This is a genomic window from Microbacterium sp. TPU 3598 (assembly GCF_002356155.1).
GTDB classification, from domain to species: domain Bacteria; phylum Actinomycetota; class Actinomycetes; order Actinomycetales; family Microbacteriaceae; genus Microbacterium; species Microbacterium maritypicum_A.
The window spans coordinates 659,845-673,761 of sequence record NZ_AP017975.1; the positions used below are offsets into that span (position 1 = coordinate 659,845).

At 67.4% G+C, this 13,917-nt stretch carries 18 protein-coding genes; 16 read left to right on the forward strand and 2 right to left on the reverse strand.

Features of this window, described 5'->3' with window-relative positions:
• Positions 1–52 precede the first annotated feature (52 nt).
• The 15 genes from MST3598_RS02940 to MST3598_RS03010 all read left to right on the forward strand — a co-directional run bounded on the left by MST3598_RS02940 (position 53) and on the right by MST3598_RS03010 (position 11,372).
• Positions 53–358 carry a hypothetical protein gene (locus MST3598_RS02940; protein WP_021198489.1) on the forward strand — a complete coding sequence of 102 codons (306 nt, stop codon included), beginning with the start codon at positions 53–55 and terminating at the stop codon, positions 356–358.
• Between the two features lie 20 nt (positions 359–378).
• Complete coding sequence (locus MST3598_RS02945) at positions 379–1,548, forward strand: hypothetical protein (protein WP_029259845.1); 1,170 nt, start codon at positions 379–381, stop codon at positions 1,546–1,548.
• Positions 1,549–1,587: 39 nt separating this feature from the next.
• Positions 1,588–2,205 carry a hypothetical protein gene (locus tag MST3598_RS02950; protein WP_029259844.1) on the forward strand — a complete coding sequence of 206 codons (618 nt, stop codon included), beginning with the start codon at positions 1,588–1,590 and terminating at the stop codon, positions 2,203–2,205.
• Positions 2,205–2,828, forward strand: a complete 624-nt coding sequence (locus MST3598_RS02955) for a hypothetical protein (RefSeq protein ID WP_136023791.1) — start codon at positions 2,205–2,207, stop codon at positions 2,826–2,828. Before MST3598_RS02950 ends, MST3598_RS02955 begins: the two co-directional genes overlap by 1 nt.
• A 136-nt stretch (positions 2,829–2,964) precedes the next feature.
• Positions 2,965–3,252, forward strand: a complete 288-nt coding sequence (locus tag MST3598_RS02960; RefSeq protein WP_028501988.1) for a WXG100 family type VII secretion target — start codon at positions 2,965–2,967, stop codon at positions 3,250–3,252.
• A 79-nt stretch (positions 3,253–3,331) separates the two neighbouring features.
• A complete protein-coding gene (locus MST3598_RS02965) occupies positions 3,332–4,231 on the forward strand; it encodes a hypothetical protein (RefSeq protein ID WP_029259840.1) in 900 nt (299 codons plus the stop codon).
• Between the two features lie 85 nt (positions 4,232–4,316).
• Complete coding sequence (locus MST3598_RS02970) at positions 4,317–4,664, forward strand: hypothetical protein (RefSeq protein ID WP_021200029.1); 348 nt, start codon at positions 4,317–4,319, stop codon at positions 4,662–4,664.
• Between the two features lie 12 nt (positions 4,665–4,676).
• Positions 4,677–5,987 (forward strand): hypothetical protein, encoded by a 1,311-nt coding sequence (locus tag MST3598_RS02975; RefSeq protein ID WP_029259841.1) that lies wholly within the window; start codon positions 4,677–4,679, stop codon positions 5,985–5,987.
• Positions 5,987–6,583, forward strand: coding sequence for a hypothetical protein (locus MST3598_RS02980; protein ID WP_021200027.1), 597 nt, complete (start codon positions 5,987–5,989; stop codon positions 6,581–6,583). Before MST3598_RS02975 ends, MST3598_RS02980 begins: the two co-directional genes overlap by 1 nt.
• Entirely contained in the window at positions 6,580–7,467 is an 888-nt protein-coding gene (locus tag MST3598_RS02985) for a hypothetical protein (RefSeq protein WP_029259842.1), read from the forward strand. The genes MST3598_RS02980 and MST3598_RS02985 overlap by 4 nt, the downstream gene beginning before the upstream one ends.
• A gap of 5 nt (positions 7,468–7,472) precedes the next feature.
• Positions 7,473–8,141 carry a hypothetical protein gene (locus MST3598_RS02990; RefSeq protein ID WP_172889124.1) on the forward strand — a complete coding sequence of 223 codons (669 nt, stop codon included), beginning with the start codon at positions 7,473–7,475 and terminating at the stop codon, positions 8,139–8,141.
• A gap of 115 nt (positions 8,142–8,256) precedes the next feature.
• Positions 8,257–8,544 (forward strand): WXG100 family type VII secretion target, encoded by a 288-nt coding sequence (locus MST3598_RS02995; protein WP_028501988.1) that lies wholly within the window; start codon positions 8,257–8,259, stop codon positions 8,542–8,544.
• Positions 8,545–8,693: 149 nt separating this feature from the next.
• A complete protein-coding gene (locus MST3598_RS03000; protein WP_021198762.1) occupies positions 8,694–8,987 on the forward strand; it encodes a hypothetical protein in 294 nt (97 codons plus the stop codon).
• Positions 8,984–10,648: an alpha/beta hydrolase gene (locus tag MST3598_RS03005; RefSeq protein WP_029260477.1), complete on the forward strand. Its 1,665-nt coding sequence runs from the start codon at positions 8,984–8,986 to the stop codon at positions 10,646–10,648. The genes MST3598_RS03000 and MST3598_RS03005 overlap by 4 nt, the downstream gene beginning before the upstream one ends.
• A 70-nt stretch (positions 10,649–10,718) precedes the next feature.
• Entirely contained in the window at positions 10,719–11,372 is a 654-nt protein-coding gene (locus MST3598_RS03010; RefSeq protein ID WP_136053497.1) for a hypothetical protein, read from the forward strand.
• 21 nt (positions 11,373–11,393) lie between these two features.
• Here the strand turns inward: MST3598_RS03010 and MST3598_RS03015 are convergent, their stop codons facing one another.
• Complete coding sequence (locus tag MST3598_RS03015) at positions 11,394–11,882, reverse strand: dehydrogenase (protein ID WP_029260475.1); 489 nt, start codon at positions 11,880–11,882, stop codon at positions 11,394–11,396.
• Between the two features lie 54 nt (positions 11,883–11,936).
• Positions 11,937–12,926 carry a malate dehydrogenase gene (locus MST3598_RS03020; protein WP_029260474.1) on the reverse strand — a complete coding sequence of 330 codons (990 nt, stop codon included), beginning with the start codon at positions 12,924–12,926 and terminating at the stop codon, positions 11,937–11,939.
• 52 nt (positions 12,927–12,978) lie between these two features.
• Between MST3598_RS03020 and ypfJ the strand changes: the two genes are divergently transcribed.
• Positions 12,979–13,863, forward strand: a complete 885-nt coding sequence (gene ypfJ / locus MST3598_RS03025) for a KPN_02809 family neutral zinc metallopeptidase (RefSeq protein WP_029260473.1) — start codon at positions 12,979–12,981, stop codon at positions 13,861–13,863.
• Positions 13,864–13,917 lie beyond the last annotated feature (54 nt).

Below are 13,917 nucleotides of genomic sequence, written 5' to 3' on the forward strand. Positions count from 1 at the left end.
CCGGCTCCGCAGCCGGTCCCTTCGATCTGAACGTTTCATGAGGGGGACGGACGTGGGTGACGGCGTCAAGCTGAAGTACGGAGATCTCGAGCCGTTGCAGACCGAATTGAAGAACATCATCGAGGAGTTCGAGCACGCCGGTTCGCGCAGCAACGATCTCGAGAGCGCCGTGGGCTCACCCTACGGCGAGCGTGCGCTGCGCGATGCGGCATCCGACTTCGAGGGGCGCTGGGACGACCGCCGTAAGCAGCTCATGGATGATTGCAAGACGGTCGAAGAGTACGTGGCTGCGGTGATCAAGGGATTCCAGGACTTCGACCGTGACGCCGCATCCAAGTCCGAGAACAGCGGAGGCTGACCGTGTACGAGTACATGCCCATGACCTCGCCGGCGGGTCACCCGATCGGCGCTCTGACCGGTGATGTGGAGGCGATCCGCGATCGGGGGAACTCGCTGCAGGATCTCGCGAACGCGATGAGCAACTCCGCGACGCTGCTGCAGCGCCTCGTCGACAACGGCGCCGACATGCAGGGCGAATCCGTCGACAAGCTCGCTGAGATCTCCGGAAAGATGCACGCCGAGCTCGGCCGCGCAGCCGACCTGTACGACGCCGTCGCGCCGCACATCGTGCAGTATGCGTCAGACCTCGAGACCTCGAAGGCCGCGATCGATCCGATCCTCGACGATCTCGAGACACTGTGGGCGACGTATCAGCAGAAGAAGGATGCCGCATCGTCGGCGGCTGCGCAGAGCCCCGACTATCCGACGGGCGCGGATGCCGACGACGATCAGGCGCGGCAGGCGGCGGAGGACGCGCGTGACGACGCAGCCGAGGCCGCATCGGGGGCGGCGAGCAGCGCGCGCGGCGACTGGGATGCGCGTGCCGGTGACTACGATCGCGAGTGGAACAGCTGGCACACCGCGTTCACCAACGCGGCCAGCAACATCCGTGAAGACACCTCCGACAAGATCGAAGACGGCTTCTGGGACAACGTGGACGGCTTCCTGCAGTTCATGTCCGACTTCCTCGCCGTCGCCGGCATCGTTCTCGCCGTGCTCGCGATCATCGTGGGTGGCCCGATCATCGCCGCCCTCGCCGCCATCGTCGCGGTCGCCACGCTGATCGTGGCCGTCGCGCGGTTGGCGAGGGGCAAGGGGTCGGTCATCGATGTCGTTTTCGGTGTCATCGGGGTCATCCCGCTGATCGGTCCCGCGATCAAGTTCGCGCGTGGTCCGATGGCGATGATCCGCGGCGCGGATTTCGGTGCCGACGGCATGCGGTTCTTCAACGCCGTCGCCGGGCGGGCTCCTCTGAGCACGCTCAGCCAGATCCGCGGCGGATTCACGACGGGTTTCGGCGAGTTCTCCGCTCGACTGTTCACGGGCAACGGCGCCGCGTCGTTCGCCGCGCAGATGACAGGGGTGCAGACGCTCGACATGGTGGGCAACGTCTTCGCTTCGCATTTCGCGATCGCCGGCGGTATCAAAGACAGCGCGGGCGGTGCGTGGTCGGGCACATTCGACCCGGATCAGAATCCGTTCTCGTGACCGACAGCGACGCGAGTCGCCCCATGGAAGACTGAGACGATGAGCAGCCTGCGCGCGGAACTGACGGGAAACTCCGGAACGATCATCCCGCCCTACCGGATGCTCCTCCCTCCGGGATGGGAGGCGTTCGACCTCAGCGAGGCGACCGAACGCGACCTGATCCGTCGAGCGGACGCGCGCCTGCGGGGTGCGCAGAACACGACTTTCGGGCCCGTCCTCGCAGGAAAGGTGCACGAGGCCCTCGAGGGACTGCGGGCACGCCAGGGCTTCGCGTTTGCCTTCGCGGGAGAGACGGCGCCGTCCTGGGCGATCGGTGCGGCGACCCTGGTCGGGCTCAAGCGTTCCTCGACGCCCGAAGCGACGCTGGAGCAGCTCGTCGAAAGCGCGATCCGCCACCACGCCGGCATCGCCATCGGTGAGGGTCAGCGCATCGTGCGGTGGACCGAGCGCCGTGAGGTGTCCCTCGACGGGGAAGACGTCGCGTCGCTGCTGATCAACTACCTGATCCCGATTCCGGGAACGAGGCTCACCGAGGCGGTGCAATGGACGGCCACCGTGACGCATGAGGCCGACCTTCCCGCCGATCACCCGAACCTCACGCTCTGGACGGCACTGTTCGACACCCACGTCAGCACCTTCACATGGACGGTGCGCTGATGGACCTCGCCCTCTCGTACGCGCCTGATCGCATCATCCCGATTCCTGGCGAACGACTCTCACCGCAAGAGCAGGTGACGTGGGCGCGTCAGACGGCGGAGGACTTCGCTCGCGATGCCGGTGCGCACTCCACGGTCGCGGCGCAGATCGAGACCGCCCTGCTCGCGGTGGCGGCGCAGGCCGACGATGACCGAAGGCTCCTGCTCGTCGTGGGCGTCGATGGCGGGGTCGTCGCACCGCTGATGATCTCTGTGATCACGCATGAACTCTCGCGTCAGGAGCAGGCGGACTTCCTCTGGTCGAGCACCGCGATCCTGCCCGTCACGCCGAGACTCACCGAAACCGACGCGCTCGGCACCGGGTTCTCCTCCACCCTCGCGCAGCGGGAGAACGGTCTCGACTTCGCGACGCGCCGCTGGATCTTCTTCGGTGAGGGTACGACCGTGTGCGCGATGCTCGGTCCTGTCGTGCCCTACGGGATGGCGTTCGTCGAGCCGTTCGCCGAGGCTGTTCTCACCACTGCTTCGCTCAGCGATTTCGTCCCGCGGTCCGACCCCGAGCGTCTCGAAGAGCTCGTCTCCGCCGTGGTGCGCCCGGGGGACGACTGGGTGCTGAACGGCTGACCCCGCCCCGACACGCATCGAGCCCTGTGCGGGGATGGGGAGTTGTCCCCATCGACGGTGTTCGTGGGTGCGCCGTAGGGTGGGTGTTGTTCGGGCCGGAGGGGTCCGGTTCTCTCGATTGGCGGAGGTGTGGACGATGGCCGATTTCGGTGCGTCTTATGCGGAGATGGAGCAGGTGGCGTCGTCGCTGTCGCAGGCTCGTGATGACATTCAGGGTCAGTTGGACACGTTGAAGGGTCAGGTGGACACTCTTCTGGGTGAGGACTTCAAGACGCAGCATGCGTCGGGGAAGTTCGGTGAGGGGTACACGGAGTTGACGACGGGTCTGAAGACCGCGGTCGATGGCATCAACGACATGTCCGAGTCGCTGTTGGGCATGATGCGGGCGATCCAGGACCTGGACCAGCAGCTCGCCGGCAGCTGACACACGGCACGGTTTCACGAAGAGGGTCGACCACGACGGTCGGCCCTCTTCATCGTTCGCGGGCGTTTACTCTGGGGGCATGAGCGCGTCTGACGCTGTCGAGGAGTTCGAACGCGATGTGTTGGAGGCGAACGTGCCCCTGGCCGCGCTGCACGAGGCGGCGGGAGTCTCGGGTGATGCGCGGATGCGGGTGCTCGCGACTCACGTCGCGTTCCCGTCTTGGCCGGGAGTCACATCCGCGAGCGCGTTGAGACACGCGGCGCAGGAAGCGGAGATCACCGCGGCGCTGGACGAGTATGCGTCCTCCGCTCGCCCGTTGCTCCGACCGGCAGACCAGGAGCGTTGGGAGCTGCTGGTCGCCGAGATGCAGCGCCGGAGTGGCGAGGGATTCCTCGCCGACGAGCTCGGGCGCAGCGCGGTGGGAGCCTCACTCCTGCGCGCGAAGCTCGGCGGTCGTCCGCATCGGGTGCAGCAGCGCGCCGGTATCGACTGCGCATGCGGCTACGCGGTCGATGGCCTCCTGCCGCAGAGGCTGTGTCCGGAGTGCTGCGACGTGCTCCTGCGGCGCTGGGTGGCGGAAGAACGGCGGCTGCTTCGGGCGATGCCCGCGTATGCGGAGGACGTCGCCCAGGTGATCGACGACGTCGCCCAGCAGCAGACGAAGGTGTTCGAGAGCCGCGGCGAGTATCTCGACTCCGAGGCCTTCGGCCGGAGGAAGGCCGGCGGACGACGCCTTGCCCGTCTGGGACGCAGACACCGGGCGGAGCTCGCCGGTGCCGATCTGCGACGGTGGACAAGCTTCATCGAGCCGCTTTCCCGTGCGTCCACGACGAGTCTGCGCTCCACGGTGCAGAAGGTGCACAAGCGCGGTCTCGGTGCGGCGGCGCTCACCGAACTCGGGGTGCGTGCAGACGCGGAGAGCATCAAGGCCTTCGTCAAGGATTCCGAGAAGCGCACGAAGAGCAGCAGGAGAGTGTGAGGCGCAGCCCGATGGGGAGTACTCCCCATCGCGTCGGGCGGAGCTTCCCCGTAACGTCGTAGCGTCCGGGAAGAAGGAGGGGGCCATGGCAGGCGAACGCATGCTCGTGCCGATCAGTGATCTGCAGACGACCAGCGAGAAGCTCGCGGCGATCGTGTCCGAGCTGGAGTCTGCGGCCGCGAAGCAGGACGACGTCGAGAACGCCGTCGGCAGGCCGTACGGGGACGGTCGCCTGAAGGACCGCTGCCACGACTTCGAGGGAAGCTGGAACGACAGCCGCGACAAGCTGCTGACCAAGCTCAAAGAGGTCGCCGATCGCGTCAAGGGCACGGTCGACGAGGTCACCAGCCTCGACAACGAGATGGCGACGTCGATGGAGCAGTCGGGGTCGGGGAACGCGCCGGGTGCCGGGCGTCAGCCAGCCGCGGTGTAGGGGGCGAGGCAGATGCAGACGAACAAGGGACGTGACGTCGAAGTCGTTGCCGGCGATGCCGTGGCGATCGCCGACCGGGGAACGAAGATCGTCGAGCTCGGCGACAGCATGGTCAGTGCCGCTGCGACGCTCAAGGGCATCAAAGACGGCTCCATCGATGGCGAGGGCTACGCGATGGACAAGATCAAGGACGTCGTCGACGACGTCCACAAGGATCTGGATGAGGCAGGGCGTCGGTACAAGCCGGCCGGGACCACGCTGAGCAGCTACGCGACGGCGCTCGAGACCGCCCAGAGCCGCATGCGCACGATCGTGGCGGACTGCCAGACGAGCCTCACCGAGCTGCAGACCGCGCAGTCGAACGCGGCCGATGCCGCCGACGCGCTCCAGGCGCACAACACCTCGACGCGGCTGAACCCACCGGCCGAAGAGGACGCGGCAGCGAACACGACTGCCGGCACGAATCTCGCGAACGCCGCCTCCGGTGCGGCGTCGACCCTCAACGCCGCGGAGACCACCCACAACGACAACCTCGACGCGTTCGACGGCGAGTACGACAGCTGGCACACCGCCTACGAGACGGCCGTTTCGGGACTGACCGACGCGAACAAGATCGGCGAGGACTCCACGTGGGAGAACATCGCCGGTGTCCTCGCCGTGGTCGCGGAGTGGGTGAGTTGGATCGGCCTCGCGATCGCCGTGCTCGGACTCATCATCGGTGGTCCGTTCTTCGCGATCGCGGCTCTGGTGGTCGGGGTCATCGCGCTGGCGCTCACGGTCGCCCTGATGTTCGACGGCCGCAAGGGCTGGGGTGACCTCGGCTGGGCGATCGTGGGCATCCTGCCTGTGGGCAAACTCGGCAAGATCTTCTCCGGCAAGGCGAAGTTCGTAGAGGAGTTCATCGGTCAGTTCCGCAATCCGGTCCAGCAGATGACTCGATTGCGCGGTCTCGCCGGAACCGCATCTCCGTGGCGGGGCATCGTCTCGCAGAACTTCGGCTCCTACGCGTCCGGTGTCTCCGGAGTCCGTCAGTTCGGGAACAACATCTTCGGCGGGCTCGGCGAGCGGTTCTTCTTCGGTGCCAACCGATCGTTCCAAGTCGCCTTCAACGACGCGGTGTCGTCGACCGGCCCGCGGTTCCAGGAGGTGCTGCGGGCGGCGCTGCCCGAAGGGCTCGCAAACGTTGCCAAGGCACCGACCAACTCGATGTTCGAAGCCGCGTGGAACACGTTCAAGTGGTCGGACCGAGTGGTGGGGCTCACCGGGAACGGCAAGCCCTCTGGTGGGTTGTCGCCCGCCGGGCTCGTCAACGGGCTGCTCTGATGGCGGGAGACGCGGGATTCGTCTGGGACCTCGACTTCGACGCCGCGTGGTTCGTCCCGCTTCCCGGAGTGGACGGGAGCCAGATCGGTCCCGATGCGGCGGCTGCCTGGACCGACGCCGCCCTCGCGAGGTTGCCCGATGCCGCGACGTCCGATCCGCAGCGCGCTGCGCTGCTGCGCGCGACCGCTGGCGCCCTGCTTTCGCAAGCCGAAGAAGGTGTCACCCGATTGTGGTTCGCTCCGGAGCGGATGTACAGCGATCTCCTCGTTACGATCACCGTGTCGCGAGCATCGGGGCCGGGGAGCGCAGCGAATGAGGAAGTCTTCGACGGCGACCGGTTCTCCGCTGGATTCGATGTGGTGCCACTGCAGACCGAGACGCATGGCAGCGGCTTCCTCCTCCGGCGCTCCACGCAACTCGAAGGGGAACAGCCGCTGTTCATCACGCAATGGACCGTGCGGCTGAACGACGGCACGTGGAGCATCCTTGTCGATACGCTGGGGACGACCCTTCCCGCCTTCGTCCTGTTCGAGGAGCAGCTCATGCGCCTGATCCCGGGGATCCGACTTCCGCGGACGGCGGCGGTCGAACAGTGAGCAGGTACGACCTCCTCGGCGTCGAAGCGCAGCTCTTCGAGCAGTATCCGGCGTTGGCCGATCGCCACGAGAAGGCGGCTCGAGCGGGCTCCGAGCATATTCGTGGTCTGATCGAGCGAAGCGACGCGGCGCGCGGGGGCGATGCCGACGCGTTCGCCGAGCATGTGGCATCCATTCAGCGCTCGGCTCTTGCGAGTTACGCAGCCTCGGTCCGAGGGATCGTGTCTGTCGAGGACATGGTGCGGTGGGTGCGCACCCGCGACGCGTTGAGGCTGAGCGCATATGACTCGCTGCTGCGCGAGGTCGATGCGCCTGGAGCGGCGTCTCTGCTCGATGCCCTGGAAGCGGTGCACGACAGTGGCGATGCATCGGGCGGCCAGGCGACGCTGGATCAGGCGCTCGCAGCCGTCGCGGATCGCTGCACCTGCGGATACGCCTCCACCCGCAACCTCCCGAAGCGCACATGCTACGTCTGCGCGCAGGCGGTGACGGCGGTGTGGGATGCGGAAGAGCAACGCGTGCTGCTTCGCCTGCCGGCGTTGCGAGAAGCGGTCGACGGGGTGCTCGATGCGCTGGTCGACCGACTGGCGGAGATCAAGCTGGATCCCGCCACGGAATGGTCTGTCGTCGAGCATGAACAACGGAAGGCTCGGCATCGTCTCACGCGACTGAACCGCGCTGCGCGTGGTGAGATCTTCGACGAGATGCTGACGAATTGGCGTGAGCTCGCCACCGCAGCCTCGCACGACTCTCGACCGATCGCTCGATCGGTGGCGAAGGGAGCCAAGCGCTCCGGGCTGGGGACGGCGCGTCTCAGCGCGATCGCGCTCCCCGGCAATGCCCTCGTCGAGTCACGCGCGAAGAAGAGAGCGCAACAGCGGTGAGCGAGATGAACGATCTCGGTGTGGAGTTCCGTTACGGCATCCCCGCCTTCCGCCTGGTGCTGCCTCCGGGGTGGGCCACGCATCTGCCCACGAACGCGGGCCAGCAGGAGGACGTGCGCAAGGCCAGTGCGATCTTCATGCAGGCCGGGCGCCCCGATCTCGACGCGGAGTTCCGCACGATGATGGCGCAGGCCAATCAGGGTATGCGCCGCACCAAGGTGTTCGCGATCTATCGGCAGGAAGACGTGCCGATGGAGGAGATCCTGCCCCTGTCGATAACGGCCTCCGCGCTCGACGCCCCCGACGGCGAGAATCTCGACGGCTGGGTGACGGAGGCCTTCCGCCTCCGCGGCGCCGTCTTTCTCGACGAACACCTCCGGCACATCGTCCGCTGGTCCGCCGAGGCAACGCGCCCCGCGGGTGCGCCTGCGATCGACGGCGTCGGCGGACGCACCGTGACGTACATCATCCCCGTGCCGGGAACGCTGCGTCGCAAGGCGCTCGTGTTCACGTCTACCATCGTGATCCCGGACGGCGAGGTGATCCCCGCCGAGGTGCTCGACGGCATCGAGCTCCTCAGCGACGCCATGATCTCGACCTTCGCGTGGGAGCAGCTGGCCGAGGAGCCGGCGATTCCCGTCACCGCCGACCAGGCGCCGACCGACCGCCGCTGACTGGTGTGCGGGGATGGGGAGTTGTCCCCATCGACGGTGTTCGTGGGTGCGCCGTAGGGTGGGTGTTGTTCGGGCCGGAGGGGTCCGGTTCTCTCGATTGGCGGAGGTGTGGACGATGGCCGATTTCGGTGCGTCTTATGCGGAGATGGAGCAGGTGGCGTCGTCGCTGTCGCAGGCTCGTGATGACATTCAGGGTCAGTTGGACACGTTGAAGGGTCAGGTGGACACTCTTCTGGGTGAGGACTTCAAGACGCAGCATGCGTCGGGGAAGTTCGGTGAGGGGTACACGGAGTTGACGACGGGTCTGAAGACCGCGGTCGATGGCATCAACGACATGTCCGAGTCGCTGTTGGGCATGATGCGGGCGATCCAGGACCTGGACCAGCAGCTCGCCGGCAGCTGACACACAGTCTCGAGAAGGGGTCGACGGTTCGCCGTCGGCCCCTTCTTCGTGTCCTCGGGTCCGGAGATCGCGGTCGATGGGCAGTTCTCCCCATCGGCTCACCGTGCGCGACCGGGGTAGGGTGAATCCGGCGGAACCGGGGGGTGGCCATGTCAGACGTCGAGATCTTCTACGCGGAGCTGAACGATGCCGCGAGGAGCCTCACGACCGCGACCTCTGAGGTCCTCACGCAGGCGGCGGGTCTGCAGGGTGACGACACCGGTGTCGAGAACCCGGCGCACCGCTCCGCTCTGCGGCTCGAGATGCACCGGCGGCTGACCGCTCTGCACGACCGGGTGTACGACCGCGTCGAATCGGGGGATGACCTCGCTGCCGCGATCTCCGCCATCGCGAGCAAGTACTCCGACCTCGACGTCGAACTCACCGGGCGGGACGGACCATGAGCCTGACATCGCCGAATCGGGGGTATCCGCTCGAACGCCTCGAGGGCAGCAGCGGATCCATGGGGTACTGGAGCGGTCTGTTCACGCGCGTGGCCGACCGGCTCGGCGACGTGCGTTCGGCCGCGAACTCCGCGCAGGAACTGCGCGGAGTCGGTCGTGCGGTCACAGCGGTGCGCGCAGATGCCGATGACCTCGCCGCACTGCTCCCCGCCGACATCGCCGAGGCACAACTCCTCGCCGGCGTCCTGCAAAGCTATGCCGACGCGTTCGATGCGTATGCCAAGCCCGCCAACGATCTGATCGACGACATCGAGACGGCGCACGCCGAGTGGTCCCGGCTCGACATCGCCGCCGATCGAGCCGGTCGTGCCGCCATGGCCGCCGCCTACGGTGACGATCAGTCCGAGATCGATGAGACGACCGACGCCGTGAACGATGCGATCGTCGACCGTGATGCCGCGAAAGAGGCGCTGGACGAGCTCTGGAACCAGTACGAACGGCTCTACGGCGACTGGGACGCCGCGTACGATGCGGCCCTCGCCGCACTCGCCGCAGGCACGGGTGCCGTCTTGACGAACCAGGCGCGCGACCTGCTCGCCGACCTGCTCGCGGCCTCAAGCCCGGAGGAGGTCGCTCGACTCTGGGCGGCGAACCCCGAACTGCAGCAGGAGCTCATCGACAGCCACCCCGCCATCGTCGGCAACCTCGACGGGGTCCCCTGGGACGTGCGTGCGAGGGTGAACGCCGCGAGGCTGGAGGAGGTGCTCCAGACCGAACCCGCGGGTCCGCACCGTGACGACCTCGAAGCGATCGTGCGAGCGCTGAACGCGGGTGGGATCCCGGCCCCGAATCTGATCAGCTTCGACCCGGACGGTTCGGAGCAGGTGACCGCGGCGATCGCCTACGGCGACCTGTCGACGGCGTCGGAGATCAACACTCTCGTCCCCGGGATGCTGGGGAACGTGCACGACCTGCAATCGTGGGGTGAATCGGCGAAGGCGCTGAACTCCTCCGTGGGTGCCGGATCCGCGACCGTCGTCTGGTTCGGCTACGACACGCCGGAACTCCTCGAGGAGCCCGTGATGGGTCGAGCGCAGGACGGAGCGGCGTCCTTGCGCTCCTACCTGCTCGCGGTACGCGCGCTGTCGCCCGAGGCCGACGTCAACGTGATCGCACACTCGTACGGCAGTACGACAGCGGCGCTCGCCATCGGATCGCAGCCCGACGGTCTCGGCGTCACCTCGTTGATCGCGGTCGGATCCGCCGGGTTCCCGAACGATGCGGCCGTCGTCGACAACCTGACCAACGGCGAGCCCCCGCAGATCTATGCGACGATCTCCGAGGACGACGCCGTGGCCCGCGTCGGTCGCGCCACGGCTCCCGGGCATCCTGTCAGCCCGGAGACCCTGTCAGGGACTACCGTGTTCGACAGCGACGGTGGCGTGAGCGCATCCGGCGACAGTCTTCCGTCCGCGACCGGACACGATGCTCTCGGGCCCGGTGCATACCTCGAGCCGGGTTCGGAATCCTTCTACAACGTGTCGGAGATCATCCAGACCGGGGAGCCCGGTACCGTTCGCGGCGGCGAGGGCAGTACGCAGGGGTTCTGGGATGCGAGCAACTGGTGGATCAGCGATGAGTACGCTCTCATCGACTTCTGAGCGAATGGGACGACGAATGCGCGGGATATGGCGGCGCGGAGTGATGGCGGCAGCAGCCGTCGGATTGGTGATGACGATGACGAGCTGCGGAACCACGTCGGCGCCCGAAGGCGATGCGCTGTATCGCGATGGCGAGAAGAATTACGTCGCCTACTCCACCGTCATGCACTCCGTGATCATGGCGATCCACGAAGGCGACTGGGCCGTGGACCAGGGCTCATTCGGCGCCTCGCCGATTCCCTGCCGGATCGACGGCGACGTCTCGGGGTACACGTTCTCCTGGGCGCGGGTGCTCGAACCGGCGGAGGAGATCGATGTGGAGGCCGTGGTCGCCGCGGCGACGGCGGCGTTCGAGGATGCCGGGGTGGAGGCGAGCACGACGCGATTCGGAGAGGGCGATCGGCAGGAAGTCAACATCGTCGGCACCGGAGGCGACGTCGGCCGCGGTGTCGTGACGATCCGGCCCGGTCGGAACCAGATCTCCGCGACGGCGACGCCCGGGTGCATCCCCGGCGATGCGGCCGCGCTCTCGGACATGGTCTTCGGCGGAGAACTCGCCTATGACGGGGCTTCGCTGCGATTCCCGGCGTTCGAGGGTCCGGATTGGCAGCCGCGGTTCTATTTCCCCGAAGAGGGGAGCCCGGTGTACTACAACGAAGACGGCTCGCCCGTCGAACCTCAGCCGACGACGACCGCGTTCCCGGTCGCGCCCTACGGCGGCTGACGAGCGCTCTCGGACGGTGTCTCAGCGGGCCGAGGTGTGTACGGCGGCGGCGTCGGCCAGGTGCCGCGCGTCGTGATTCAGCACCTTCACGATGATGCCGTGCTTGCGCAGTTCGGCCACGGTGCGGGCGCCTTCGTCCGCGTCGAGGCCGAGAGCCTTGATGTTCACGACGACCACCACGTCGCCGATGCGCAGGGTCGAGATGAGGCGCGCGAGGCGGTCGTTCCAGCTCTCCAGGATGTCGGGCGCCGGGTGACGGAATCCTTCGATCGGCACACCGAAACGGGTGAGATCTTCGCGCTGCTCGACCACTGACGGCAGACCTTCGCGGGCGACGACGAGACCGACCAGGCGTGAGCCGTCGGGGCGGGCGGTCCAGAAGTTGCGGTTCTGCTGCAACTCGGTGAAGCACTTCGGGCAGGACGCCGCATCGTGCGGCAGGTGCAGGGGACTCGTCAGAGCCTCTTCGACCGATGCCGTGGTCTTCGTGGGATCAATCGTCTCGCTCATCGCGCACCTCCGGCATCCATTCTGCCCTGTCGGCGTGCGTCGCGGTGACCGGATTCACAAGAGGCCGAGGCTCTGCACCGTCTCGCGTTCCTGCTGCAGTTCGGCCACCGAGGCATCGATCCGGGTGCGTGCCCACTCGCTCAACTCGAGTCCCTCGACGACGTGCCACTCACCGTCGATCGACCGCACCGGGAAGGACGAGATCAGGCCCTCCGGAACGCCGTATTCGCCGTGGGAGACGACGCCGGCCGACGTCCAGTCGTCGGTGCCCCGCACCCAGTCGCGCACGTGATCGATGGTCGCACTCGCCGCCGATGCCACCGACGAGGAACCCCGTACCTCGATGATCTCCGCCCCACGCTTCGCCACGCGGGGGATGAACGTCCGGTCGAGCCAGGAGGGAACGTCGCCCACGATCTGTTCGAGCGCCTCTCCCACCGGCCGGCCGCCCACCGTCGCGTGCGAGATGTCCGGGAACTGGGTCGCCGAGTGGTTGCCCCAGATGGGCACGCGGCGAACCGTGTGCACGGGAGCCCCCAGCGTCAGTGCGAGCTGAGCCCGCGCGCGGTTCTCGTCGAGCCGTGTCAGGGCGGTGAAACGCTCGGCGGGCACGCCATCTGCCGAGGCGGCGGCGATCAGCGCGTTCGTGTTGGCGGGGTTGCCGACCACGGTGACGCGCACGCCGGATGCGGCGTTCGCCGCGATGGCCGCTCCCTGCGGCCCGAAGATGCCGCCGTTGGCCGCGAGCAGGTCGCCGCGCTCCATACCGGGCCCGCGTGGACGTGCACCGACGAGCAGGGCGAGGTCGCAGCCGTCGAATCCCACTGCGGCGTCATCCGTCACCTCGACGTGCTCCAGCAGTCCGAACGCGCCGTCCTGCAATTCGAGCGCCGCGCCCTCCGCGGCACCGAGCCCCTGCGGGATCTCCAGCAGCCGCAGACGCACCTTCTCATCCGGGCCGAGCAGGTCGCCCGCCGCGATGCGGAACAGCAGTGCGTAGCCGATCTGTCCGCCGGCTCCGGTGATGGTGATCGTGGTCGTCATGCCCCGAGCCTACGTCCGTTCGAGGGGCCTCCGCTCGGAGTACCCTCGTCCCATGACCTTCAATCCCGACGCCGACATCTCCGGCAACACCACGCGTCGTCGCGGGCGCACGGCAGCGATCGCCGGTGGCACGGGCGTGGGCGTGCTCGGCATCATTGCGCTCATCGCCGGGCCTCTGCTCGGCATCGACCTGACCGGGTTGCTGGGTGGCGGAGCGCCGAGCGGAGGCAGCGAACCAGCGGGCGGATCGGTCATCGAGAACTGCGATACGGGGGCGCAGGCGAACGCCGACGTCGACTGCCGCATGGCGGGTGCTCAGGTCGCGCTGGACGCCTTCTGGGCCGAGAACGTGGAGGGCTATCGCAACCCGCAGATGATCGTCGTCGACGGATCGACGCCGACACAGTGCGGTACGGCGTCCAATGCCGTGGGGCCGTTCTACTGTCCCCCGGAGGAAGGGGTCTACGTCGACCCGACGTTCTTCCAACTCATGCAACAGCAGTTCGGGGCGTCCGCCGGCAATCTCGCGCAGCTGTACATCGTGGGGCACGAGTGGGGTCACCACATTCAGAACATCACGGGCGACATGGATGCCTACCCGAACAACGGCACGGGGCCGGGAAGCAATGGGGTGCGGATCGAGCTGCAGGCCGACTGCTACGCCGGGGCGTGGCTCGGCCGCATGACCGAGCAGAAGGATGCCGACGGCGATCCGTACCTGATGAAGCCCACCGAAGCGCAGATCGAGGACGCGCTGAACGCGGCAGAGGCCGTCGGCGACGACCACATCCAGGAGCAGTCCGGGTTCTCGAATCCGGAGACCTGGACGCACGGATCCAGTGTGCAGCGGAAGCGCTGGTTCGCGGAGGGCTATCAGAACGGGCTGGGCGTCTGCGCGCAGGTGCTGACGCTTCCCGCCGATCAGTTGGACCCGTGATGCCCGGCGGGTGGGCGAACGTCCGCTACCGTTGACGAAGTAGTCAGCACGACC

What these genes read in the sequence shown, in the direction of transcription:
- MST3598_RS02945 (WP_029259845.1), top strand. Translation starts at nt 379, where the DNA reads ATGACCTCGCCGGCGGGTCACCCGATCGGCGCTCTGACCGGTGATGTG.
- MST3598_RS02950 (WP_029259844.1), top strand. Translation starts at nt 1,588, where the DNA reads ATGAGCAGCCTGCGCGCGGAACTGACGGGAAACTCCGGAACGATCATC.
- MST3598_RS02955 (WP_136023791.1), top strand. Translation starts at nt 2,205, where the DNA reads ATGGACCTCGCCCTCTCGTACGCGCCTGATCGCATCATCCCGATTCCT.
- MST3598_RS02960 (WP_028501988.1), top strand. Translation starts at nt 2,965, where the DNA reads ATGGCCGATTTCGGTGCGTCTTATGCGGAGATGGAGCAGGTGGCGTCG.
- MST3598_RS02965 (WP_029259840.1), top strand. Translation starts at nt 3,332, where the DNA reads ATGAGCGCGTCTGACGCTGTCGAGGAGTTCGAACGCGATGTGTTGGAG.
- MST3598_RS02970 (WP_021200029.1), top strand. Translation starts at nt 4,317, where the DNA reads ATGGCAGGCGAACGCATGCTCGTGCCGATCAGTGATCTGCAGACGACC.
- MST3598_RS02975 (WP_029259841.1), top strand. Translation starts at nt 4,677, where the DNA reads ATGCAGACGAACAAGGGACGTGACGTCGAAGTCGTTGCCGGCGATGCC.
- MST3598_RS02980 (WP_021200027.1), top strand. Translation starts at nt 5,987, where the DNA reads ATGGCGGGAGACGCGGGATTCGTCTGGGACCTCGACTTCGACGCCGCG.
- MST3598_RS02990 (WP_172889124.1), top strand. Translation starts at nt 7,473, where the DNA reads ATGAACGATCTCGGTGTGGAGTTCCGTTACGGCATCCCCGCCTTCCGC.
- MST3598_RS02995 (WP_028501988.1), top strand. Translation starts at nt 8,257, where the DNA reads ATGGCCGATTTCGGTGCGTCTTATGCGGAGATGGAGCAGGTGGCGTCG.
- MST3598_RS03000 (WP_021198762.1), top strand. Translation starts at nt 8,694, where the DNA reads ATGTCAGACGTCGAGATCTTCTACGCGGAGCTGAACGATGCCGCGAGG.
- MST3598_RS03005 (WP_029260477.1), top strand. Translation starts at nt 8,984, where the DNA reads ATGAGCCTGACATCGCCGAATCGGGGGTATCCGCTCGAACGCCTCGAG.
- MST3598_RS03010 (WP_136053497.1), top strand. Translation starts at nt 10,719, where the DNA reads ATGACGATGACGAGCTGCGGAACCACGTCGGCGCCCGAAGGCGATGCG.
- MST3598_RS03015 (WP_029260475.1), bottom strand. Translation starts at nt 11,882, where the DNA reads ATGAGCGAGACGATTGATCCCACGAAGACCACGGCATCGGTCGAAGAG.
- MST3598_RS03020 (WP_029260474.1), bottom strand. Translation starts at nt 12,926, where the DNA reads ATGACGACCACGATCACCATCACCGGAGCCGGCGGACAGATCGGCTAC.
- ypfJ (WP_029260473.1), top strand. Translation starts at nt 12,979, where the DNA reads ATGACCTTCAATCCCGACGCCGACATCTCCGGCAACACCACGCGTCGT.